The organism is Paenibacillus sp. FSL H3-0286 (assembly GCF_045040705.1).
Taxonomy (GTDB): domain Bacteria; phylum Bacillota; class Bacilli; order Paenibacillales; family Paenibacillaceae; genus Paenibacillus_AQ; species Paenibacillus_AQ odorifer.
The window spans coordinates 1118146-1141076 of record NZ_CP150285.1; the positions used below are offsets into that span (position 1 = coordinate 1118146).

The following is a 22931-nucleotide window of genomic DNA, read 5'->3' on the forward strand; positions in this document are numbered from 1 at the left end:
TTGAAAGCTTACCGTACGTATCGATTGTTTGGTGCATTTCTGTCACTCGTCCTGTTTCTGACTGCACTTCCGCTTGCTGTTGGAATTTCGCCGTCTGTTGTCATAGCTGCTTCAAATTCTGGAACGCCAGTTACCCCAGGTGCCTCACCTGAAGCCGTAAAGCTGCTTAACTATTTTTACTCGATCTCAGGAAAAGGTATTATTGCCGGTCAACATGACTATTTAGAAAGTCCAGATGAAATTAACAATATGCTGAAGGGAACCAGCGGACAATATGCGGCTCTTCACGGTTATGAAATGGGTGCGATCAGTGGCCAGTCCGAAGCAACGATGGCTTGGCAACGTCAAAATGTGGTGAATAGCGCCATCAACTGGAATAAAGCGGGCGGGATCGTAGCTATGACTTTTCATGCTAACCTGCCGGGCACCTCTTATGACTGGGATAATGTGAAAAAAACACTTAGCCAGAGTGAGTTCGATAGTTACGTTACACCGGGTACCAAGCAATATAACAATCTGATCGCTGAGCTTGATAAGGTGGCCGTCTCTTTAAAAAGCTTGCGCGATGCCAATGTTCCGGTGCTTTGGAGACCCTATCATGAAATGAACGGGAACTGGTTCTGGTGGGGGAAGAAAAATAACTTTTCTACACTATGGAATATTATGTATGACCGTTTTGTTAACGTTCATAAATTAAATAATTTGTTATGGGTATGGAGTCCGAATGCTCCCAATGTTTGGTCAGATCCTTATGCGCTAACTTATCCAGGTGCTGATAAAGTAGATATTCTGGCAGCAGATATATACGAAAATGATTACCAGCAAAAATACTATGACAGCTTATTGAGTCTAGCCGCAGGCAAACCGATTGCGATCGGGGAAAATGGTGAAATGCCTAATCTGGAGAAGCTTCAGCAATCGCAAAGTAAATGGACGTATATGATGAGCTGGGGAAAAATGCTTTACGAGAATAACAGTGCAGACACAATCAAAACATTTATGAATAGCAACTATACCCTGACCAGAGATAAATTAAATACTGGTCTGGCACCGACACCTAGCGCCGCACCAGCGCCGGCACCTTCTGAAGAAGAGGGGGAGGCAGCAATTCCTCTCGCGAAGGGGCTTGCAGGAGAGTATTACAACAACATGCAATTGTCGGGAGCAGCAGCTCTTAACAGAACTGATGCAATAATCGATTTCAATTGGCGGCAAGGCTCCCCGGATGCCGCCCTCGGGATTGATCGGTTCTCCATACGTTGGAGCGGTAAAATTAAGCCATTATATAATGAGCAATATACATTTTACACTACCTCAGATGATGGTATCCGTGTCTGGGTGAATGGGGAATCCGTGATTGATAGTTGGACTAAGCAAAGTGGTACTGAGCGTAAGGGCACTATAACGCTGAAGGCTGGCCAGCTATATGATATCAAGGTGGAGTATTACGAGAATGAAGGCGATGCGAGAGTCCGCTTGATGTGGGAAAGTGCTAGTCAAGCTAAAGAGACAGTTCCAGCAAGTGCACTTTTTCTTCCGGATGTCTCCTGATTGATGAAAATTAAAGGTCGATCCTTAGTGGCTCTGCGTTATTGCAGAGCTACTAAGCTATAGTCCTCATTAGGTCAGAAGACGATTGTCCGATAACAGGTATGTTTTTAACACCTGTGGAGGCAGTACAGCTACCGAAAGGAGGATTTATTTGCGTAAATATTATAAGAAAAACAGATTGTTGTTTACTATGTTACCGGTCTTTATTATTTTTTCCTTGCTGCCTTGGGGAGAGGTTAAAAGTCTTCCGAAGGCTATGAGTGTTTCTTCCTCCCTACCTCCAGCTATACCAAGTAATCCTTCGGCTTCTGAAGAAGCCAAGCAACTGCTAAGTAATTTGGTAAATCTACGTGGCAAAGGGATCTTGTCCGGCCAGCATGATTATCTAGAAAGTCCAGATGAACTGGTTCATAAGCTGAAGAATACTTCGGGACAAAATGCTGTTCTACATGGTTATGAATTAGGGGCGATTAATAATCAATCCGAAGAGACGATCGCAGAACAGCGGCAAGCTGTTATAGACAGTGCAATTGAATGGCATCAAGAGGGTGGCATTGTAGCGATGACCTTCCATCAGAGCTTACCGGGAACCTCTCCAGAGTGGTCCAATGTAAACAGAAGTCTCAGTCAAGAGAAATTTAATGCTTATGTTACACCTGGGACAGCTCAGTATAAGAGGCTAATCTCAGATCTAGACGAGGTTGCTGGATATTTGGGTCAGCTGCGTGATGCCGGAGTTCCGGTCTTATGGCGACCTTACCATGAAATGAATGGTGGTTGGTTTTGGTGGGGGAAAAAGGACAATTTTTCAGAGCTGTGGAGTATTGTCTATGATCGTTTTGTAAACACACACAAGCTAAATAATCTACTGTGGGTGTGGAATCCGAATGCGCCGAATGAATGGTCAGATCCATATGCTGCATATTATCCCGGTGGGGATAAACTCGATGTTCTGGCTGCGGATATCTACAATAACGATTATAAACAGTCCTACTATGAGGATCTGCTCGCATTGGCCGAGGGTAAACCTATCGGAATCGGGGAGAGTGGGCAACTGCCGAACCCGGATATATTAACTGAGAAACAAAATAAATGGGTCTATATGATGACCTGGGGAAAATTACTGACAGAAAATAATACGCTACAGTCAATTAAAAGCTTTATGAAAGACTCGTTTATAGTATCAAGAGAGGACTATGTTCTCACAACAGGAGATCCTTCGATAGCACCCGTAACTCCGGTAACCCTAACGGGTTTAACTGGAGAATACTATAACAATACTGATTTAGAGGGAGAAGCGGTACTTATCCGCAATGACCGTAAGATTGATTTTAATTGGCATGGTGGGTCTCCTGCCTCAGAGATAAATGAAGATCACTTTTCTGTACGCTGGAAAGGGAAACTCAAACCCAAATTCAGTGAAAAATATACGATTTCGGCATCCTCTGATGATGGAGTCCGTGTCTGGATTGACGGAAAGCTGATCATCGACAATTGGAAAAATCAAAGTGCAACCCTTCATAAAGGAAGTATCCCACTCACAGCCGGAACGCTTTATGATATCCAAATTGAATATTATGAGAATGAAGGAGATGCCAATCTTCGTTTGCTATGGGAGAGTTCCAGCCAGAAGCAGCAGGTAATTCCACAAGGGGCATTGTTCCTTCCTTAATCTAATGAAATGATAGGGTAAGACATTCCGGAAGAAAGAGAGGACCTATGGATGGGAATAACGAGGAGAATATCTAATAGAAAAAATAAGATATCTGCAAACAAACCATTACTGTTATTACTAAAATTCGCCGCATTAACCGTCTTGTTTCTGTTGTCTGTCTCTGTCTTCGGAACGAATAGGACAAACGATTATAAGGTAGGTGCCAATATACCGAGACTATCTGCAGGAACTGATGCTGCAGCAGAAATACCGGATGGTACTGTGATCTGGAATCTGGGACAACATGATGGCTCAGCAGCTGAATTCGCTGCGAGTGGCACTTCTGGCAGCAAGAAGGAATTTAATGTTACTTCTTCGGTGCTCAAATCATCGGCTCTTCAGAGCTTGCCTGCAGGCTTGAATGGAAAGACCCAGCCGGAATTAACGATCACCTATCAGCTAAATAAGATCCCGGAGAATGGGGTCTTATTTAGCGTAGGTATTCTGGATGCTTATAAATCCGTGCCGCAAATGAGTGTGTTCTCCAATCATCAATTGTCGGGGATCATTCAAATTGCGGGCGTTGCTGGCACAGAAAGCGAATATAACTTTCAAAAGACCTATGAATTATATATTCCCAAGGAGCAATTGAAGATAGGAACGAATGAATTGAAGCTGCAAACGGTTCGCTGTTTATATTGCAGTGACAAAGAAGACGAATATTCCTGGTGGACTTGGGATAATCTCCGTTTAGAATCTCTTAACGCTCCAATTTCTGAGCCTATCCATGGCAGCTATACACTGACGGGAACAGTAGTGAATAATAAACAATTTTATTTCGATGAAGGTGCAGTTACGCACTTGCCTTATGTTATCAAATGGCTAGGGATGGCTTATAGCGGGAATGTGATGCGTACTAGCTGTGCCAGTGATGTCGGGAGATCCTGCTCGGATATGATGGAATATTACAAGGTATTGCAGGATTACAACATGCAGGCGGTTGCTTTGTATTTGCATACTGGTGATATTAAGCTTAAGGCAGATGGATCGTTGCCTGCTGACGCGGAGAAAAAGCTGACAGATTATTTTGAGCAATATAGCCCCTATTTTCAATATTATGAGGTAGATAATGAGCCGGGATTATTCAATCGTTCTAAGGCAGTGAACCTGGCGATTGCGGACTGGCTGAATAAAAAGGGCAAGCAAATCGCGCCCCATTTACAAACTGTTGCTCCGGGCTGGGCATATTGGCCGAGCTACAGTGAGGATTCTTGCGGTAATCAGAAGGGAACTGGGAAGGAATGTGGAGATCCGGATGGCTGGGAACGTGATCCAGAGCAACGTATGGAGCTGGAGAAGGTTACGGATTTGACCAATGGACATTCCTACGGCGACTCTTATATTTTTAGTAATGGAGGAAGCTTTACTGAGAATTTGAAGACCTTCACTGGTGCAGACAATGGACTCGGCAAAAAAATGCTGACCACTGAATTTGGTACCTCGGACAGTCATGTGGATGCCTATCAATACGGGGCAACGGAGCGGACAGCGGCTGTATTCGACCGGATCATGCGTGCACATATTGGTTATGCGGATATGTTTGTGCAGCATGCTGCTTTTTTTAAGGATTTCAGTTTATTCAAATACGGGTTTAATTTAGAAGAGCATGATCCGGCGACCACAGAGATTTATTATACAAAAGAAAATGAGGATTCACGTGTCAGCATCATGAGAAGGCTCAGTCTTGCCTATGCTACACATGGAGCTCCGCTAACTTATCAAATTGCCAACAAAGATGTGTTAGCCGACAAGCTGGTATATGTTCGGGCCGTGGATACTTCTACATTGAAGCCTCTTGCGGGAAGCGGAGCGACCTCAAATAAGGTGCTGGTTAATTTCGTTAACTTTGAGTCAACTCCACAAACTGTGAGTGTAAATGTGACTATGCCGAAAAACGGGGTGTATGAAGGGGAACGTTTTGGAAACGGGGATACGTATGAAAAAGCAAGAAGTTATGTAACAGGTAAAAAGGCTACTCCTACGTTAACCTTTACGGAGACCCTTGCTCCAGGAGAGGCTGTGCAGTATATTTTGCAGCCTTCCTCTGAAGTAAAGCCGTCGGCACCTAAAGGATTCAAAGCCGCAGCAACAAAAGGTTTAGCTGTAAAATTAAATTGGTTGGAGGCACCAGGAGCAAGCTATGAGCTGCTTCGCGCTGAAGGTAGCGGCGGGGAAATGAAGGTGGTGGCCACCGATGTGAAGCTTACAGAATATACGGATCATAATTTACGTGAAGGGACGTTATATACCTACGCGGTAAGGGTATCCGGCTCTAATTTACTGTCCGATAAAGTTCAGATTACAGCCACCGGACTGGTTCCTCTGGATCGTACTAAATGGAAGGTATCCTCAAATGTGAATACGGCAGCATCAGCTCCTAGTCTGGCTATCGATGGGGATCGGCGCACGCGCTGGGATACGGGAAAACATCAGGTATCCGGAGAGTATTTTCAGATTGATCTGGGTGAAGCACATGAAATTGAAAGAATAGATTTGGATAGCACGTTATCACCGTTTGATTATCCAAGAGACTATGTAGTCTATATTTCTGACGATGCTCAAAACTGGAAAAAACTCACGTCTGGAAAAGGTACGAAAGAGCTTACTAAGATATCCTTTTCTAAAGTGAAGACGAGGTATGTCAAAATTGTACAGAACGGAGCCGGCGGGAATTATTGGTCTATTCAAGAGCTACAGGTGTACTCCAGAGAATAAGCAATTATTTGAATTTATATAACTGTTAATAGAGCATACTAAATAACCTCAGCGGGATCCTTCTCCCGCTGAGGTTATTTTTGTGCTTTAAATAAAATGGAGGCCTGACATATAAGGTAAAGGGATTGCCTCAGATTCCCCTGAGGAATCAGAGGTGCGAAGCGGGCTCGCTGGATCAAACAGCAGCGAGATCAGCTCCTTGTCGTCCACGGACGACAAGTCGAGGCTACGATTGCGGCATACTTCCGTCTGCCGCAAAAGCGCTTCCCGGTCTGCGATGCAGACCGTCCCGCTGTTCGCGCCGGCGCTTAAGGAGGCGCCGGCGTCCCGCAGAAGCGCGAGCAGGCTGCGCTCCTGCCACGGCACAGGCACTTGCAGCGTGCCAACGCCGCCGCACAGAGCCGCCTTGGCCAGCAACGCCGCTACCGCTTGCGGCTGGCCGGCCCATTCCACCGCCGTCGCTGGGCTCGGCGCCGGCACATCCGCCGCGGGCACAGCCATCGCGGCGAACCCCTCGATGCTGCCGTCCCGCACGGCTACGAGTGTGCGCTGGGACAAGCCCAGCACACCCGCGTAAGCCTCGGCACCCAGCAGCAGCGCCAGCTCACCCGGACTGTACACCTGTCCGGCTTCGCGTTCATTCAGCAGCCGGTTGACGGCGAAGAAGTCGCCCGGCTGCATGGGCCGCAGCGTCCATTCTTCCCCTGCTGCGGCAGCAAGTGCGTGAGCCGAGCTTGCGTTCAGCTCGGCCAATTGCGTACCGCCGAATGGTACGCATCCCGCTCGGGTATACAGCGAGCGGTCACCCGAGACAAAGATAAGCGATGCGCCGGCATTCGCAGCATGGGTCTGGCATAGCTGTAGAAGCTGACCGGCTAGTCCCTGTCCGCGATAAGCAGGATCTGTGCAAACCGCGCCGATGGAGAACACGTTCAGGAGAGCTTCTCCAGTGCGGATCGTGGAGGGCACTAATCCCATAAAAGCAGCGATGTTACCGTCCTCGGCAACGGCTGCATAAGAGTGAGTGTAACCAGGGCTAAAAATCAGCGGAAACAGCTCTTTCATAGAAGTGTCGCCAGCTTTACGAAAGATGGAATGGGCTAGAAGAGCGGCTTGCTCCAGCTCCGCAGGTGTTATTAATCTCAATTGCATATACAGTCAGCCTCCTTATATGTAAATACGAGTAGGGTAGAAAGGAATTATTTTAAGTATAAGCCCCAGCGGATGAAATCTTCAATCCTGCTTATATTATTCAATGTCTCAAAAGGAGGTGGATAAGGGTAATAACGTACATAAATAAGGAAGCTTATATTTTAAGCTAGAAGCGAAAGGAAAGTGAATAAACGGTGACCCAACTTGCAGATAATATCATATTATTGCTGGCAGCTCTCTTACTTGTAGGTGTGTTTTCCACCAAATTCTCCACTAAATTTGGAATGCCAGCTCTAGTGCTTTTCCTTGCTGCGGGGATGGTACTGAGTCAATTTATCTTTTTTAACAATGCTTCCTTAACACAAATGGCTGGGATTTTTGCGCTGGTTGTTATCTTGTTCGAAGGTGGGATGCAGACCAGTATTAAGGATATCAAGCCTATTATTCGGCCGGCATTATCCTTATCCACGGTAGGCGTATTGTTAACGACAGCTATCGTTGGGGTGTTCGCTAAGCTGATTCTTGAGGTGTCATGGGCAGAAAGTTTTCTGTTCGGAGCTATCGTGGGTTCGACTGATGCTGCTGCGGTCTTTTCGGTATTAGGCGGTAAGAATATTGACAAACGACTGACCTCGACACTCGAAGCGGAATCAGGCAGCAACGATCCTATGGCGGTATTTTTGACAGTATCGCTGATCGAATGGATTCAGCATCCGGATATGGCGATATGGGGACTTGTGCTGTCCTTTATATGGGAGATGGCAGTTGGTTTGGTGATAGGGATTGTACTTGGTAAAGTCGCAGTATATCTTATTAATCGAATTAACCTGGATTCTACGGGACTTTACCCGGTATTGGCAATTGGATTTGCTGTCCTAACCTACGGCTTATCTGCACTCGTTCATAGCAGCGGCTTGCTGGCTGTCTATGTAATGGGTCTTACCCTTGGCAATTCCGAGCTGATGTATCATCGAACCATTATGAATTTTAGTCATGGCTTTGCTTGGATGATGCAAATATTTATGTTTATATTGCTGGGTCTACTGGTATTTCCACAGGAGCTGGCAGAGGTGGCTTGGCAAGGTATATTGCTGTCCGTCATTCTGATGGTTGTGGCAAGGCCAATAGGAGTGTTTATAAGCTTGCTCTTTTCCAGATTCTCTATTCGTGAAAAAACACTAATTTCTTGGGCCGGCCTGCGCGGAGCCGTTCCAATTGTGCTGGCAACCTATCCGCTGCTAGCTAATCTTCCCCACGGCCGACTGTTCTTCAATGTGGTATTCTTCGTCGTGCTGACCTCAGCAGTGATTCAAGGAACAAGCATTTCACCGCTGGCTTCCCGGTTGAAGCTGGTTGGGCAAGAGGATTCAGCACAGCCATCCCTGATGGAGCTGGTCGCCCTTGGCAAGACGGATTCCGAGTTCAACCACATAGGAATTGAACCTTACATGCCCATTGCCGGGCAGAAAATCTCCGATATCGGACTGCCAGATGATATCTTATTTACTGCTATTATCCGGAATAAAAGCATTGTCACCCCCCATGGCAGTACCGTCATTGAGCCAGGGGATACTGTATATGTCTTAAGTCCAAAGAACAAACGCGATGAGATGAGGGCTTTTTTCCGGAGTCAGAAAGGGAAGACGGCGGAGGAAAATATATCTTTGATTTAAGTCTAGAAAGAGGACGTTATCCAGAGTGTGACAGAGATAATAGGCGTTATAACAAAAGTTATGCTAGAATCGGCAACATGCAAATCTTCAGAGTGGTTGCAAAAAGCAAAAGGATGTGTTAAATTGTATATAGATTTAGAACGAGTCTAAATACAATATAATAAATTAACCATAGGAGGTTTTATTAATGAGTACACAACTAAAGAGCCAAACTGAACTGCACGCTGCTTTGAACCGCCAGACCGCGAACTGGTTCCTGCTTGGGGTAAAGCTTCATCATTATCACTGGTATGTTAGCGGATCCCAATTCTTCACGCTGCATGAGAAGTTTGAAGAACTCTACAATGAAGCTGCTGGTTATGCAGATGATTTGGCTGAGCGCCTGCTTGCTATTGGTGGACAACCTGCCTCCTCTATGAAACAATATCTGGAGCTTTCCGATTTACAGGAAGCTCGTGGCGGCGAAGATGCCAAGGGTATGGTAATGGAGCTGGTTAGAGACTTTACAACTGTTTCTAAAGAACTGCAGGCTGCGATTGCTACTGCAGAAGAACTGGCTGATCAACCCACAGCGGATCTGCTGATTGGTATTAGAAGCAGCATTGAGAAACATGCTTGGATGTTGAATGCTTTTATCGCCTAAGACAACATTCTTATAAAGGATAGAACCACAAAGAGCGCCTGCGTATAGGCTACGCATGGCGCTCTTTGTTTTGTTGTTTTACTGCTGAACACAACTATTTAATAAACACACCCCCGAAGGGAACTACCTCGCGTAGAAATCGTTTAACAATTCCATCATCGTTGTTATCTCTTTCGAATCGGCGGTTCTGACGTCCTGCCTGAAACAGCACAGGCCCGTGACCTGTCATCTTCCAGTGATAGCTCATATGCTGGCTAGCCAAATGGTTGCCGTAAACGGTGAGCTCCAGCTTGGCATTCTCAGGGTAGGCAATAATGCTGCCTGCATCGACATAAAGGGGGTTGGTCGGGTGCAGTACAGCTTCACAGACCGTACCCTCCGTCAGTATGCCAATCATGCCATTGCCCGAGAATTTCACTTTTACAATGTCCCGTGTAACGAGCACATTCTTCATGCTTAGCACCCGGGTCTCCAGTGAAATACCTATACTGTAGAAGAAGAGATGCTTAAAGTCGTACAGCAGATCGCTTTTGCCATCGAGCTGCAGGATTTTTATGCGATAGCCTGGTGGAAGGGCGGCGACGAAATGGCAAGGACCTGCCATATCGGAACGAATCAACTTTCGCTTGCGGTATATGCCCTTCACATCCATAAATCTGTCCGCTCGTCCTGAGGAAGGACCTTGATAAGCGATAATTTGTTGTGGATGGAGTACATGAACCTCTTCCTTCTCCCCAAGGGAGAAGGCTACGGCTTGTCCGCTTCCAATGTCGCTTTCATCTTGGATATCGATGTTCATAGTTCATCTCCCTCATGCTGTGACTGTGATCTTCAATGAATACGTAAGACTAACGCAGACGGTCGCCTTTTCGCGAACGGTAAAGCATGCTGAAACGAATAAAACGGATCAGTATAAAATAACCTAGGATTAGTCCAATCCCTGTAAAAATAGTCACTTTGATTTTATGATAATATTCTTCGCGTGCCGTCCGGTCATTTTTTAATTCATCAACCATCTGTGTCAGTTGGCGATTCTGTTCCTGCAGGTTTTCGTTCTGTATCCGGTAAGCTTCTATCTCCTGCGTGGTATTCGCGAGCTTATCCTTTGCCTGCTGAAGCTCTTCAGCGGTTTGCTGAAAACCTTCCTTTAATTCATTCACTTCGTTTGGCAGCTCGGAGAAATTTTTAACTCCATTATAGATATCACTGAATATATTAGCTTTTGCTACAGGAGCTGGCAGGCATACAGTAAGCGTCAGCAAGAACAGGAGCGAATATAACAGCTGTAGATATGCTCGGGATTTATGTCGCTTCATCTATATAATCACCACCCAATTTAGGCTTGTAGTTCTTTTATTTTAACACAGCTTGACAGCTTCTGACAGCGTACGCCATGGGACTGGTAATGCTTATAATGAAAGTAATTTTTACCTCCTTAAGGTTTTCGTTTACTCATTATTAAACACGATCAGTCCGTGATTATCTCGATTGAGAAGAGGTACTATTTATCGTATACTTTGGACGAAAGGGGCTGCTGTCGATTGAACAAATGGCTTAAAACAATATTGCTTCTGATCGGATCTGCTTTTTTGACTAGATTGATCCCATTTTCATCTTTGTTTCGGAATTTAGACACGATGATTCATGAATTTGGGCATGCTCTGATGACCTTACTACTGTCGGGTAGTGTGCTGAGGATTGAATTATACGCCGATCATAGCGGTGTAACCTATTCAGCCATTCAAGAAGGGGGCAAGGCAATATTAGTTTCCCTCTCGGGTTATTTGCTAGCCTCCTTATTTGCACTTCTGCTCTTCTATTTATACAGTAAGGGACGCCATGATTGGGGCCTTATCTTAGCTACGGGTGTGGCGTTGATTATGCTCCTGCTATACGTGCGAGGAAGCTTTGGCATGATGTGGTTGGGCGGATTTATTGCGCTAAATATTCTAATGCTGCTGGTTTGGAAGACGGCCAGCAAATATTATTATTTGTTATTGGCCTTTTTAACCTTGGAGGAGTCTGTAATGGGAAGTTTATTTCTGGTATACGCGGCTGCTGTATCACCGTCCCGTGCAGGAGATGCCAGCAATCTGGCAAGAATGACTCCCATACCCGCTATATTTTGGGCCACACTGTTTTTTATATTTTCTCTGTGGTGTGCCAAATGGGCACTGGGACTATTTTTCAAGCGAGAGCGAGTGCAGACTAAATTAGGGAGTCGATGAGAAAAAAACATAAAATTTTCGTCATAAAAAGACAAAAGGGGTTGTTTTTACAAGAGTCAGTCTACTAAGCATGTAGAATGACTCTTTTTTTGTCGATAATATAGAACCGAACATACATTCCATGACATGGAGTTGTCCGCCATTATTGGTACATTAATAGAAGACCCAAAAAAAGAAAGAGGTGGAAATAATGATAGAAAGTATTCATCCCGTATTCACATGGAGTCAAAATCGTATTTTTGCAGGCGGCAATCGTAAGGTTATTTTGCTTGTCGAATGGAAAGGGAATATACCTGCAGAGCACAGCAGACCCAGCAGTTATAAAGTAGTTGCGCGTGAAATTGAGCTGCGGGTTTGGCTTGAACCCCATGTAACTTTTAAGCGTTCGTATGGGTGTGAGTTTGAAGTCGGTGAGGGCAGATCGCTACTTCTTAAGCTTGGCAAAATAAAAACGGGGCAACGAAAGTTTATTGCTTTGGAATTCAATATCTCTACTACTATTGCAGGTAGATATGAAGCTCTTTCCTTACAGTGGAAATATAAAAAGCCAACCGTAGAGCGTGTTCAAGAGCTTCCAGTAAAGGTTCTTGAGCTAGAATACACCCATCATACTCAGGTTCTGAGTGAAACCTGCTGCTTTCACGTAGAGAAACATCTGGAATTGTTAAAAACAGCTGAAACGATTGAGGAGGCAACCACGTTGCAAAATGAAGGACAACATAGTCAAGCTCATGAAATGCTTTGCCGTCACGCAGATAAATTACTATTACTAGCCGTACGTTCTGGAGATCCTTTACTACTTAAAGAGGCCGAAATGTTGTATAAACAGATTGGATTCGAGTATCAGAAGCGGGGGAAAACTGCTACTGGAAATTGATATAGGACATACAACTAGAAGATGCATATTGACGAAAAAAGACCTATACATAAATTTGTTTTGTCAGCGGGTTCGGCGGAAAATAATCAGAAGAATTGTAATATAAAATGTGGTAACATAGTAAAAAAGTTCTATCACACTATTACTTTTTTTCATAAAATAATGGGTCTATTTAACCATAAATCAAGGGGAACTGAATATGACAGACCGATTAATCCGACTGATGCGCATTATTACACTTGTTCAAGCCAAGCCAGGGATATTAGCCCGTGAATTGGCGGAACGCTGCGGCAACAGCGAGAGAACGATATACCGGGATATGGACGCGCTTAGCGCCATGCATATTCCTATAACCCACCTTGGACATGGAAAAGGCTATGCTTTTATTGGCAATTTTGCACTTTATCCTTTGGATTGGTCGGAAGAAGAGGCGTCTGCGTTTTCGCAACTACGCTATATTATGGAAGATATTAAACCCGTTCTGCCTATCGGTTTTGAAGGCGCTTATGAAAAAGTAGTTGCAGCTGAATACAAGCGAAAGGCGGAGCGGGAAGAAACGATAGAACGTGCAAGAAGAGAAGCAGGTACAAGCTGGTTGGAAAGAAGCGGTGCACAGATGGAGCATCAATCTTTTTTAACACCTATTTTGGAGGCTTTATTAAAGCAGAGGAGTATTCAAGCGAATTATTGTGAGAATGCGGTGGAGGAGAAAGAAATAACTATCGATCCTTATTGTTTAGTCCCACTGGAAAATCGTTATCATCTCATTGGATTTTGCCATCATCAGGGTGTTATTCGTACATATCATATCAACGATTTTTCAAACGTGAAGCCACTAAACCGCTGCTTCTCAAAGGAATCATTTGATTTGCAAGCTTTTATGAAGCAAAAATGGTCACTTGACCGCGATAGTTTGCAGGTAGAGTTTAAAGTGAAATTTTCGGAGCGAATCATGGAAGGGCTTAAGAGAGAGGATCTGCCCTATAAGCCGAATAAAGTAGACCGTCAAGCTCGGTGTTGTTATTTTAAAGTCGCGTTGGAACAAGATATTGCATTTGTCCGCTGGATTAAGAGATTCGAAGAGGATGCAGAAATCATAGAGCCGTTATATTATCGGGAAGTGCTCAGGCAGCAGTTGGAGAAATGGATATCACAATATAAATAAGATGGATTCTCACCTTCAAATGAAATATTCGTTTACATATATTGTTACAAATCAAAAATTATAGAATATTTCTCTTGTTTGGTGAGTCTTTTTATAATATCATCATACATTAAATAACATAATTGCGATTTATAGAGTTGTTTTTATCCTCGAATTTGACCTTTGTTCAATTTTATACAGAAGAAAGCTATTCTCTAGATTCATTTGATTCTTAAAAATGAATATATTAATCCGGGTGAGATTCCTGGGGAAGTGGATTATCCATTATGTTGACGGTACTGGGCTTTAACGTGAAGAATTAATATCATTCGTGTGGTGTCTTTGCAGCCCTATTTAGGGGCGTCAAAGGCATCTTTTTTGTGTGCAAAAAGCCAAAATCATCGTTATATATTGTCTAATTATAACAATATATAACTAAACATATCCAAACACAACTGTAGTTGTAGAAAAACGAAAAACTGTATGCTAGAATAGCATCTAAATATATACATACGAAATTGGGAGGAATGGAAATGTTTAAGAAATGGGCACTCTCCGTGATGGGGATATTGGCAATCCTTCTGGTTGTAAATTTATCTGCAGGTTCAGGTGTAGAGGTGCAAGCAGCCACCAAGAAGACCGAAATTATTGTTTCCGCAGCGGCTAGTTTGCAAGACAGCCTGGATAAGATTGCTCTCCTTTATGAAAAGAAACATCCCGATATTGATTTGGTTTTTAATTATGCAGCAAGTGGCACTCTGCAAAAGCAGATTGAGCAAGGGGCGCCGGCGGATCTGTTCTTCTCGGCAGGTGATAAACAGATGAATGCACTGGTGGAAGGTGGACTTGTCTCCGATCATAAGGTTCTGCTTAAGAATCAATTGGTTGTAGTTGTACCCTCAGATTCAAAGGTTAAATTAACTACAATTACTCAGCTTACGGATAAAGCTTTTAAGAAGGTGGCAGTAGGACAGCCTGAATCTGTGCCGGCGGGTCAATATGCTCAGCAATCGCTGGCAGCGAAAAAGGTATGGGATCCGCTGCAAAGCAAACTTGTATTTGCCAAGGATGTGCGTCAGGTTCTCTCTTATGTAGAAACAGGAAATGCCGATGCCGGTTTTGTCTATAAGACAGATGCGCTTACTTCAAAGAAAACTAAAATCGCTTTGACGGTCGGTCCACATGTACACAAAGCCATTAATTATCCGGCAGGCATCGTGAAGAGCTCGAAGAATCAAAAGGCAGCTAAGGAGTTGTATAGTTACCTTCAGAGCAAGGAAGCTAATGATATCTTTGTAAGTTATGGCTTCCTGCTTCCTTAAATAGAAATTACGAGTAGAAGCGGGTGGAATAAGGTTGGAAATAAATTGGACTGATTTCTTCGCCCCGGTATGGCTTTCCGTAAAAATATCTGTGATTACCAGCATTATTGTATTCATTTTGGCAACAGCTGCTGCGAAGGCCATGGCAGGCCGGAAGTTTCCCGGCCACAGCTTGGTAGAGACTATAATGCTGCTTCCGCTCGTTTTGCCGCCGACGGTCGTAGGATTTGTGCTTTTAGTTATTTTAGGCCGACGAAGCTGGATCGGCAGATGGTATGAACAGATGACGGAGCAGACGATCCTGTTCACATGGGGGGCAGCTGTTATCGCTGCTGTAGTTGTAGCTTTTCCACTCGTATACCGCACAGTGAAGGCGGGTTTCGAAGGGATAGAAGCAGATCTTGAAGATGCAGCGCGGGCACAAGGGGCAAGTGAACTGCAGGTACTGCGTTATGTCACGCTGCCGCTTGCGGGCCGGTCGCTGGCAGCCGGTTATGTTCTTGGCTTTGCCCGCGGTCTTGGGGAGTTTGGTGCTACCATCATGGTAGCTGGCAATATTCCGGGCCGTACGCAAACCTTACCCACAGCGATCTATGTTGCGGTAGATGGAGGCAATATGACGCTCGCGTGGATGTGGGTATGCTCAATTATTGTTATTTCAGCTGCTATGCTGATGTTTGTGAATCGGCGTTCTTAAAAAAAACACCAGACAGCGATTCTCCGGTTATGGGAGAGTTGCTGTCTGGTGTTTTTGGTTTGGAGCGGGCGGTTGAGCGGATGCTGAGCAAGTGGAAACCCGGCGACTTTGATGCAGCTTTTAGCACCGCCAAATTTTGATGGAGTCTGTGAGTTAACTGCATTCTATCCAGTTATTCGGTCTGCATAAGGGAACGTTCTAGTTTTAATTGTATTCTATACAACTAAAACTAGAAAAGACGCCTATGGGGTAGTAAATCAAAAGAAATAGGTGTACCAAATACAGTTATATCTAATTTGCTAGTTGTTCGAAGTAATATAGTTGTACGAAATACAGTTAAACGCTTCTGCAGAGTGCTTCCTTCTTCTGTCTGCGACCATTAAGTCTCATAAATTATCGTACCAGTTTCCGTGAGATCATATCCGTGAATGGATCCAAGCTCACTCTGGAAGGCTGGTGAACGCAAAATATCAATCACGGCAGCGATCCATTGCTCATGCTCCGGTTTTTTTATCATCACCAGGTCGTAGCACTCCTGAATCATAGGAATAAAATCAACGCCGTCGACAATCTTGGCGGCTTTCTCGGTGCCGATGGCTACATCAGCTTCTCCCCGGGCCACTTTACCGGCAACTGCCAAATGGCTGTTCTCCTCGTTCATATAGCCTGATAGGGTGGCTGCTGGAATGCCATGCAATCGAAGCTGTTCATCCAATAATACGCGTGCACCTGAGCCTCGTTCTCTATTGATCAGCGTGAGTCCATCCTGCTCTAAGTGAGACCATTCCTGAATACCTCTGGGATTCCCTTTTTGTACGTATAAACCAGCACTTCGGGTTAGCAGGCGAACCACAACATAAGAACATCCGACGAGTATTTTACGGATATAGGGTAGGTTGTATTCTCCAGTATCCCCGTCGAGTAAATGTGTGCTGACAATGTCCGATTCCCCTTTATACATGGCAATCAGGCTGTCTAGACTCCCGGCATAAGAACGAAGAGGACGTTCAGTAGGCAGAGCCCGTTCTAAATAGGTAGCTAGAATATCCAGTGACATATCCTGACCTGTAATCACCAAGCTGTGTCCTACAGCTTTAAGGTGAGGAGATTGTGCTGGCATTTGAGCTGGATTTGTACCGGAAAAGGCCAAGGGTATTGCTGGTGGAGTCTGGCCCATTATAGTAGTAGGGTTAGCGGTAGACACCCCACTCCGTGTATTTTGTTTGTAGGCCTCCAAATCGGATTGATCCACGCGCATTTGTTTTCCTACACGGTAGGAGGGGAGCTCCCCTTTTTTAATTAGATCATATACTTTTAATTTTGATATTTTTAATAAGCGGGCAATTTCCTCTGTCGTATAGGATGTATTATCGGACATCACAAAAGCCTCCAGAACTTCATATTAGGACAAGACTACCCTATTTTGAAGTCCTGTGCAATTAGGCTATTGTTGTTTCCCAGCCTGCTGTGTACTGGATAATTTGATCAACTCAGAGACAGTGACAAATCGAAAGCCTTTCTTTTCTAATTCGGGCAAAATAATTTTAAGCGCTTCTCTAGTTTGTGACTGCCCGTGCACATGATCATGAAACAGAACGATGTCTCCATTACGTGCATTTCGAATGACCTTGTTCGAAATACTGTATACCCCTGGGCGATTCCAGTCACGTGTATCTTGATGCCAGGACCATAATATGGGCTTCAAGCCCATATTGTTAGACAGATCTACTAAGGTCTCGTCATACATGCCGCCTGGTGGTCTGAACAGTGAACTATGTTTACCGGAGACTTTTATAATCTCTTCTTCGGTCAATTTTAGCTCCTGCTCAAATTGGGCTTCATTAATAGGTCTTTTAAAATAAACGTGATTGTAGGTATGGTTAGCTAATTCATGCCCCTCAGCAATCACTCGTTTCGCTACCTCTGGATAGGCTGCAATTCTTTTTCCTATCGCAAAAAAGGTGCATTTCGCATGGTATTGATTCAATACCTTTAAGATTTGATCGGTTTCAGTAGGGTCAGGACCGTCATCGAACGTCAATGCAATCACTTTTTGGTTAGTATGTACTTCCCAAATCATGTCTCCTCTTTTTTCGTAGTAGTCGCGGTTTTTGCTTGGACTGCCTAGAGCAGAGTTCGTGAAGCATAAAAAGAGTGTAAGGGTGATCATCATAATTTTGCTGCGAGTTTTCATCATTTCACCTGTTTTTTTTATTTTAGAGTGCTCCTTTTGGGGGTCGGTATATTCATAGTTTAAGTTTTGTAAAGACAACCAGTCTTTTTTCGTGCTCTTTCTTCTTTCTACTATACCTTCATGTACAGGTTATGAGATTCATTTTGGCTTCTGATGATTACATAGTTATCGACATGCCCGTTTATAATTAAATTAGCTTTTGTATTTTGATGTGAAAATAGTTATGAAAATGCCTTATAATGAAGTACTATATACAGACATTTGGTTAGGGGTGGGAATATGACACTTATTGAAAAAAGAGAACACCGGCAATATCCGGAGATTACCCGCCTTGAAACGTCGAGAGCTGCTTATGAGCGTGATTATTCACGCCTGATTCATTCGCCTACTTTTCGTAGGCTACAAGGTAAATCACAAGTATTCGGAGCAGGGACGGGTGATTATTACCGTACGCGTCTGACTCACTCACTTGAAGTTGCGCAGATTGCCCGTGAGGCGGCGAAAAGTCTGCTGCGATCGTATCCAGAAGTGGAAACCACTAAGGCGGAGAATCCGGGTCTTGTTATCGATCCAGAGGTAGTGGAATGCGCAGCTATCGCTCATGATTTTGGCCATCCTCCTTTTGGACATAAAGGGGAAGAAGTGCTGGATAATATTTTGGAACAGCTTATTGAAAAGAAAACTAACGAGGCTGCGCTGCAATCAGGCGCAACGGGTGTGGATCGGCTGCTGATCCATGAGCAGATGAAGCAACGTTATGAGCATTTCGAAGGCAATGCCCACAACTATCGGCTGATTATGTTTCTGGAGAAGCGTGAAAATATTGATGGCCTAAATCTGTCGGATGCTGTGCTGCTAGGCATAAATAAGTATCCTTTTCCCGGCACCTCGCTGAAGAAGGGGATGTACCTGCACGAATGGGGATATATTTCGGAGATCCGCAAAGAATGGGGAATACCAGCAGGTAAGAAAACGTTGGAGGCTCAGCTTATGGACCTTTGTGACGATATCGCTTATTCTGCACATGATCTGGAGGATGGGATTAAAGCCGGAAAGATTGAAGTGCATGAACACTTTATGCATGATTCTTATATCCAGCGGTTAATCGTGGAGAAAATCACCACGCTCGAGGATTTCTTCTGGAAGGGCTGGGAAGAGGAATGCATTCGCGCGAAGGTCGAGGAAGTGCTTAGTTCATTTCTTCGGGTTTGGAAGGAAAAAATGCCAACCTGTGAAAACGACTATTCCCGCACTCGACGTGAAGTTAAGGCTTATTGGGTAAGTACCTTTGTCGCAAGCTTGGGAGTGATCCAAGATGGAGACTGGAAGAAGGTCACCTTTATAAAGGAAGGAAAAGAAGATGAAGATATGCTGCGGACCGTCAGTGTGTTGAAAAGCTTCGCATGGGTCACTATGATCCGTGATTTGCGTGTGCAGCGGCTGCAGAAACGTAGTGAGTGGATTTTGCGCCGACTATGGGGAGCATTTCTGGATCCACAGACCTCTAAAGCCATTATTCCATCGGATTGGCTGCAGCGCTTTGAGAAAGATCAGAAGCAGGCAAAGCCGATTTGGACTTGGGAGCATATGGTGATTGATTATATCGCAGGGATGACTGATGCTTTTGCAGAGAAAATATATAATGAGCTGTACGGACTGAAGGTCGGCTCGATTTATGATTTGGATTAGAGGCTCTTAGACAAGTAGTCCCTGCTGTTCATTTAGGATGATCTAAATGAACAGCAGGGGCTATTTTTATAAGGATTATTGATTTAAATACCACTCATATGCAGTTTTTTCAAGATTAACCACAAATTCTTCTTTCCCGTCTATATAAGCTCCAATATCCTCTGGGAATTGTTTGGCAAGAGTATCTTTTAAATCTCCGTACTGTTTAACCGCCTCCGGATGTGATCGAAGGTAGTCTCTTACAGCCAGATGACGACCGATATCTATCTTATTATCCATTTGGAAGACATGAACATGATGGGTTCTGCTATTTCCGCCTTTTCTGAAATATCTTCTGCCACTGATACCGAACTCACCCATACATTCATAACCAAGTGCTGTCATTTGCTGGTTGAACTCATCTACAGCTTCGATATTTCGTACTACAGGCATTATATCTATGATTGGTTTCGCTTTGAGTCCGGAAACAGAAGTGCTGCCAATGTGGTGAATATCAACGAGGGCATCAGCAAAGATATCTTTAATCTTCTGAGCTTCTTCGTTGAACATTAGACTCCATTGTTCGTTAAATTCTGTGACCGTGACCTTCATTGCACTAACCCTCTCTTTATGGATAACTTTGGATTTTCTTATTATAGAACAGATGTTCCTGTTTTGTAAAGCTTATTATTAATATTGCCGGTCATAATCAACAAGATTTAGAGAAGGTGTGCCTGATGATAAGTAAGACTTCACATTTTCGGTAAAAATATTAACGATCCGGTCAGCGTATTGATCTGTAATTCCAGCGGAGTGTGGAGTGATAATAACCTGCTCCATAGACCAAAGCGGATGATCCTGCGGAAGGGGTTCGGTCTCAAAAACATCCAACCCAGCGCCACGGAGTTGTCCGCGATTCAATGCGTCGATCAGCGCCTCTGTATCGGTAGTTGCGCCCCGGCCAATGTTAATGTAATAGGAGCCTTCTTTAAACGAGGAGAAGCTGGTGGCATTAAATAAATGCTTGGTCTCATCGGTAATAGGAAGGGTATTGATGATGAAATCTCCTTGACTTACAGCTTCGGATAAACGATCTGTTGTATAGATTTGATCAAAGTCTGCGACTGGCTTACCGGAACGGCTGACACCGATAGTCTTCATCCGGAAGGCTTTAGCAATTCTGGCGGTTTCACTGCCGATCGCTCCAGTTCCAGCTATTACGGCTGTTTTACCGAACAGCTCGCTTTCACTGCCATCAGATTTCCAAATACGGTTCTGCTGATTGCGTACAGCTGTATGCAAATTACGGGTGAAGAGAAGTATGAACCCGAAGATTACCGCAGAAATAGGTTCGGCATGAACCCCGCTCCCACTGGTGAGCAGGATTCCTTGTTCCTTAAGACGATCGAGGGGAAGCTTCTCAATACCAGCAGACCAGGACTGAACCCAGCGAAGGGAGGACTCGGGGCGAAGGAGTGTATCCGAAATACCTTTTGCCCAGCCAATTACAATTTCTGCTTCTGCAAGCAGCTGCAAATCCGGATTTTTTGCGTCTCCTTGTGTAAATGTATAGCCTGGGGCAGCCGCTTTGATCCTTTCCTGCTGCTGAGATGTAAGTGGTTGTAGACATACTATAGACTTAGTCATGATGTGTTCCTCCTACTTTGTGGTTTAATGGATATGGATCATGTTATAGGTTAAGAATACCAAATCTATTGGAGAAGGTGAAATTGACCATGGATGCTAAAGCATCAGAGAACGAATCAGAACGGCTTTTTTTAGCTGTGAAATTACCTTCTGAGCTGCAAGAAATAGTGGCGCAGGCATGTTCAAAGCTATCTGAAAATTTTGATTTTGCTAAATGGACAAATCCGCAAGATTATCATATTACCCTGCAATTTTTAGGAGATACCCCAAAGGCCAAAATTCCAGATTTAGTGAAATCCTTGAGGAAGACTGCGGGGCAAGGCAGACCCTTCAATCTCTCTTTGGACAAATGGGACACATTTGGTCTTCCAGCTTCCCCAAGAGTCCTGTGGATAGGGGTTTCCGGCGAAATAGAGGCATTAAATCAATTAGCTGCCAGAGTGCATTCAGCGACGTTTCCACTAGGTTTTTCAGGCGAATCCAGGGCCTATAAACCGCATCTTACTGTGGCTCGAAAGTACCGGGGAAAAAATTCATATGATGATAAATTGCTGGAAAATTTACTGAAATTGGATGATGATTGGAACCTAAAAAACTATCAGAGAGACTGGACGATTGATAGTTTTGTGTTGTATGCTACCAGAATGTATGCCATTCCTATGTATGAAATTATTGAAAAGTTTACAGTTTAAAATCGATAATAAAGTTTTCAAAGCTTCCGTTTTCGGTTACATACAATAGGAATGTGCCGTGAAATAGGAGGAATATCATGTTAATTTTTAAACAAAACCGCTATATTGCGTTGCTCGTTGGCGTTATACTAGTGTGTTTCTCTGCCATAAGCTTATTGCAACCCGAACAAGTTGCGGAAGGGAAGGTGGACAGGGTGCAGATGGATAAGTTGCAATCCACTAGCCGTGCATCCGTACTTTCTCTTTTGCAAGATGAATCGAAGTCTAGTATAACGAGTAGCATTACGAGGGGCATTACTGAAGTTACACAAGCCAATAAGCTTAATAACACATTCAGTCTTTTAAGTTCCGCTTGGAAACCGGCGAAGGGTGTGGAATGGCTTAGTGTAAAAAAATTAAAACAAAAAAACACAAAAAACACATCGAACGTTTCCATTATTCGGGTGAAGGCTGATGTAGTACAATCCAAGCCAGCTGCGCAAAAAGCGTCGCAATTGGCGGAAACAGCAACAAAGAGTAGTCAGGCGACAGCGAAGACAGTCTCGGCTTCTCAGAAACATCCCCTCACAACATTGTACTTCTCTCGGACAGAGCTATTAAGCCAGGAGCAGCAAAGTAAAGCAACCCGGCGCTACGCTGTATCCGAAGAAGAACTGCTTCTGCTACAAAAAATTGTAATGGCAGAGGCGGAAGGTGAACCGTACAAGGGCAAGGTGGCAGTTGCCAACGTTGTTCTGAATAGGCTGCGGTCAGCCAATTTCCCCGACACGATATATAAGGTTATTTATCAGAAGAGCCAGTTCAGCCCTGTAGCTAACGGGCGTCTTAACCGTGTGAAGCCTAACGATGATAGTATTAAAGCGGTGAATGCTGCACTCTCCGGAGTAAAGGAAGTTCCCGATAATACTTACTTTTTCTTGTCGCTAAAACTTGCACAGGATCTGACCGTACATCATACACAGACTTATGTTAAAACCATTGGCAATCATACTTTTTATAAATAAATTTGGTGGA

Annotated in this window: 20 protein-coding genes; 13 read left to right on the forward strand and 7 right to left on the reverse strand. The window is 44.2% G+C overall.

The features are described from left to right. The 3 genes from MHB37_RS04805 to MHB37_RS04815 all read left to right on the forward strand — a co-directional run bounded on the left by MHB37_RS04805 (position 1) and on the right by MHB37_RS04815 (position 5980). Positions 1–1551, forward strand: coding sequence for a glycosyl hydrolase (locus tag MHB37_RS04805; RefSeq protein ID WP_081387948.1), 1551 nt, complete (start codon positions 1–3; stop codon positions 1549–1551). A 151-nt stretch (positions 1552–1702) separates the two neighbouring features. Further along, positions 1703–3223 carry a glycosyl hydrolase gene (locus MHB37_RS04810; RefSeq protein ID WP_405168998.1) on the forward strand — a complete coding sequence of 507 codons (1521 nt, stop codon included), beginning with the start codon at positions 1703–1705 and terminating at the stop codon, positions 3221–3223. A 51-nt stretch (positions 3224–3274) separates the two neighbouring features. After that, complete coding sequence (locus MHB37_RS04815; RefSeq protein WP_081383792.1) at positions 3275–5980, forward strand: discoidin domain-containing protein; 2706 nt, start codon at positions 3275–3277, stop codon at positions 5978–5980. Between the two features lie 87 nt (positions 5981–6067). On the opposite strand, the gene MHB37_RS04820 is transcribed toward MHB37_RS04815, so the two are convergent. Next, entirely contained in the window at positions 6068–7132 is a 1065-nt protein-coding gene (locus tag MHB37_RS04820; protein WP_405168999.1) for a GNAT family N-acetyltransferase, read from the reverse strand. 194 nt (positions 7133–7326) lie between these two features. Here MHB37_RS04820 and MHB37_RS04825 point away from each other — a divergent pair, with 194 nt between their 5' ends. Both MHB37_RS04825 and MHB37_RS04830 read left to right on the forward strand, forming a co-directional pair. Then, entirely contained in the window at positions 7327–8805 is a 1479-nt protein-coding gene (locus MHB37_RS04825; protein ID WP_405169000.1) for a potassium/proton antiporter, read from the forward strand. Positions 8806–8992: 187 nt separating this feature from the next. Continuing rightward, positions 8993–9448, forward strand: a complete 456-nt coding sequence (locus MHB37_RS04830) for a Dps family protein (RefSeq protein WP_036676579.1) — start codon at positions 8993–8995, stop codon at positions 9446–9448. A gap of 94 nt (positions 9449–9542) precedes the next feature. On the opposite strand, the gene MHB37_RS04835 is transcribed toward MHB37_RS04830, so the two are convergent. Next, on the reverse strand, positions 9543–10247 hold the full coding sequence (locus tag MHB37_RS04835) for an AIM24 family protein (RefSeq protein WP_405169001.1): 705 nt from the start codon (positions 10245–10247) through the stop codon (positions 9543–9545). A gap of 49 nt (positions 10248–10296) precedes the next feature. Next, positions 10297–10764 (reverse strand): hypothetical protein, encoded by a 468-nt coding sequence (locus MHB37_RS04840; protein ID WP_280753489.1) that lies wholly within the window; start codon positions 10762–10764, stop codon positions 10297–10299. 225 nt (positions 10765–10989) lie between these two features. Here MHB37_RS04840 and MHB37_RS04845 point away from each other — a divergent pair, with 225 nt between their 5' ends. From MHB37_RS04845 to modB, 5 genes are all read left to right on the forward strand, one after another. Continuing rightward, on the forward strand, positions 10990–11676 hold the full coding sequence (locus MHB37_RS04845; RefSeq protein WP_405169002.1) for a M50 family metallopeptidase: 687 nt from the start codon (positions 10990–10992) through the stop codon (positions 11674–11676). Positions 11677–11866: 190 nt separating this feature from the next. After that, positions 11867–12553 carry a hypothetical protein gene (locus tag MHB37_RS04850; RefSeq protein WP_076185039.1) on the forward strand — a complete coding sequence of 229 codons (687 nt, stop codon included), beginning with the start codon at positions 11867–11869 and terminating at the stop codon, positions 12551–12553. A 199-nt stretch (positions 12554–12752) separates the two neighbouring features. Next, complete coding sequence (locus MHB37_RS04855) at positions 12753–13718, forward strand: YafY family protein (RefSeq protein WP_076185040.1); 966 nt, start codon at positions 12753–12755, stop codon at positions 13716–13718. Between the two features lie 506 nt (positions 13719–14224). Next, complete coding sequence (modA, locus tag MHB37_RS04860; RefSeq protein ID WP_405169003.1) at positions 14225–15019, forward strand: molybdate ABC transporter substrate-binding protein; 795 nt, start codon at positions 14225–14227, stop codon at positions 15017–15019. Positions 15020–15059: 40 nt separating this feature from the next. Further along, positions 15060–15716 (forward strand): molybdate ABC transporter permease subunit, encoded by a 657-nt coding sequence (gene modB, locus MHB37_RS04865; protein ID WP_172628881.1) that lies wholly within the window; start codon positions 15060–15062, stop codon positions 15714–15716. Between the two features lie 379 nt (positions 15717–16095). On the opposite strand, the gene MHB37_RS04870 is transcribed toward modB, so the two are convergent. Then, a complete protein-coding gene (locus MHB37_RS04870) occupies positions 16096–17094 on the reverse strand; it encodes a substrate-binding domain-containing protein (RefSeq protein ID WP_405169004.1) in 999 nt (332 codons plus the stop codon). Positions 17095–17160: 66 nt separating this feature from the next. Next, positions 17161–17910 (reverse strand): polysaccharide deacetylase family protein, encoded by a 750-nt coding sequence (locus MHB37_RS04875; RefSeq protein ID WP_076129284.1) that lies wholly within the window; start codon positions 17908–17910, stop codon positions 17161–17163. A gap of 279 nt (positions 17911–18189) precedes the next feature. On the opposite strand from MHB37_RS04875, the gene MHB37_RS04880 reads away from it, so the two are divergent. Next, a complete protein-coding gene (locus tag MHB37_RS04880) occupies positions 18190–19599 on the forward strand; it encodes a deoxyguanosinetriphosphate triphosphohydrolase family protein (RefSeq protein WP_076185043.1) in 1410 nt (469 codons plus the stop codon). Between the two features lie 75 nt (positions 19600–19674). Here the strand turns inward: MHB37_RS04880 and MHB37_RS04885 are convergent, their stop codons facing one another. Next, positions 19675–20190 carry a GrpB family protein gene (locus MHB37_RS04885; RefSeq protein WP_076307051.1) on the reverse strand — a complete coding sequence of 172 codons (516 nt, stop codon included), beginning with the start codon at positions 20188–20190 and terminating at the stop codon, positions 19675–19677. Positions 20191–20268: 78 nt separating this feature from the next. Further along, positions 20269–21225: a D-2-hydroxyacid dehydrogenase gene (locus MHB37_RS04890; RefSeq protein ID WP_076307050.1), complete on the reverse strand. Its 957-nt coding sequence runs from the start codon at positions 21223–21225 to the stop codon at positions 20269–20271. A gap of 89 nt (positions 21226–21314) precedes the next feature. Here MHB37_RS04890 and thpR point away from each other — a divergent pair, with 89 nt between their 5' ends. Continuing rightward, positions 21315–21917, forward strand: coding sequence for an RNA 2',3'-cyclic phosphodiesterase (thpR, locus tag MHB37_RS04895; protein ID WP_076194205.1), 603 nt, complete (start codon positions 21315–21317; stop codon positions 21915–21917). Positions 21918–21994: 77 nt separating this feature from the next. After that, entirely contained in the window at positions 21995–22921 is a 927-nt protein-coding gene (locus tag MHB37_RS04900; protein ID WP_076185046.1) for a cell wall hydrolase, read from the forward strand. The last annotated feature ends 10 nt before the right edge of the window (positions 22922–22931 follow it).